Consider the following 1,937-nt stretch of genomic DNA (forward strand, 5'->3'; position numbering starts at 1 on the left):
AAAATTTTAAAAACGTCTAATTCCCCACCTGACCCATACTGTCTCAGTCTTTGACTATCTAAAGTATGGGATTAGCATGGGATAGCATTTACTGCTCATATAGCATTACGATTTATATAAAACATATATATAACAAGGTATTAGCTATCGTATCGCTGCAGTGATTTAATTGTAAGGAGGTTTCGAGTCTCTCCAGCCCCACCATTTTCGGATAGTACATCTTAGACTAAATATCAAAACCTGCTTTTAGCAGGTTTTTTTGTGCCTGTTATTTGTATAAAAAATCCCCGCTAGTTAGCAGGGATTACATCAAAAGTATAATAACTAAAACCATAATAATTACTGGTTCAATCAGTCCGCACTTCAATCCTGATAGCACTGACTCATCGGCAATACGCTGTAATTATAGGTTTGGATTTACGATGATTTTTACCGCTGATTCATTATTGTGAATCAGTGTCTCAAAGCCTTTGGAGATCAAATCATCTAACGCGATACGCTGAGTAATAAAGGGCTCAAGATTGACCAGACCATCTTCTACAAGCTGAATCGTATCTTTGTGGTTATTAACATAGCCAATCGTACCACGCACATCAAGCTCTTTCATCACCACACTGTGTACGTTTACAGTAGCCGGATGACTCCAAATAGAAACAATTACCACCACACCTGTTGGTTTAGTCAGCTCAACCAAAGAGTCTAAAACAGCATTGACACTCGTACATTCAAAAGCAACATCAACACCCTCGCCTTCAGTGATTTTCATTACTTCTTCGGCCAAATCGTCTTTGGTAGGGTCAATAACATGATCGACAACACCACTATCAAGCGCTTTTTCTTTACGCTTGGCACTGAGCTCACTCATGATGACAGTGATACCTTTGGCTTTTAGTACGGCAGACAATAACAGACCAATAGGACCGCCACCACCAACCAAAGCCACATCACCTGCTTTAGCACCACTACGCACATATGCATGATAGCCAACAGCTAACGGCTCAATCAAAGCAGCTTGATCTAATGGAATATTATTGGCGATAGGATGTACCCAGCGGCGTTTTACAGCGATTTTTTCGGACAAACCGCCGCCACGGCCACCCAAACCAATAAAGTTCATATCTTTTGATAAATGATAATCCTCACCAGGTCCTGTTGGTACATCATCAGAGATGATATAGGGTTCAACCACGACATGCTGACCGACCTCAATATCATCAACACCTTCACCAACGGCGTACACCACACCTGAGAACTCATGCCCCATGGTAATTGGCGCTGACTCACCTGAAATAGGATGCGGATGACCACATGGAGGAATAAAGATGGGACCTTCCATAAACTCATGCAGATCCGTCCCACAGATACCGCACCATGCTACATCAATACCGACTGTACCTGCTTCTACTGTAGGCTCTGGAATATCTTCAATACGAATATCGCCTTTATCATAAAAACGTGCTGCTTTCATAAAAAACTCCTTCGTTGATAATCAACGCACTCTTGCTTGGTATGGTCAATTCTAAATAAAATAAATGCATTTTATATGACACGCGACTGAGTTAAGTTTTTACTTCAGACTGTGGCTATGCAGATAAAAGTGACGTAGATAAAAGTGGTAAAAACATCGCTCCAATCTTGCTAACTATTTTTTATATTGAATTGGCTATACGGTTATAAAATAGGCTAACGACAAAAGTTAATAAAAAATTTATACTTCATTATCCGACTCTAAAAAACACTCAAAGTATCAAAACTGTTAAGTATTGTTAAATATTGTTAAAAACTCACCTATACTATTTAGCAGACTATTTAAGGGGGTCAATACATCCATTATGCTCCGATATCTTCTTTCTGTTGATTTCGCCAATGCTTTATCTAGCTATGTTTAGCCCAGTTATAAATAATTTCGATATAGTCGGTTCAATATAATTTGAATA

1 protein-coding gene is annotated in these 1,937 nt (G+C 39.1%); it reads right to left on the bottom strand.

The window, feature by feature from the left end; translation table 11 throughout:
• Positions 1 to 403: 403 nt before the first annotated feature.
• Complete coding sequence (locus tag ACT3RN_RS15305) at positions 404 to 1,468, bottom strand: 2,3-butanediol dehydrogenase (RefSeq protein ID WP_192520911.1); 1,065 nt, start codon at positions 1,466 to 1,468, stop codon at positions 404 to 406.
• Positions 1,469 to 1,937: the final 469 nt, after the last annotated feature.

The sequence above is a fragment of the Psychrobacter sp. AOP5-GZ1-6 genome (assembly GCF_052376345.1).
Lineage (GTDB): Bacteria > Pseudomonadota > Gammaproteobacteria > Pseudomonadales > Moraxellaceae > Psychrobacter.

Bases quoted from the DNA above. Each gene is read 5' to 3' on its own strand.
- ACT3RN_RS15305 (WP_192520911.1), bottom strand. From the start codon at position 1,468: ATGAAAGCAGCACGTTTTTATGATAAAGGCGATATTCGTATTGAAGAT.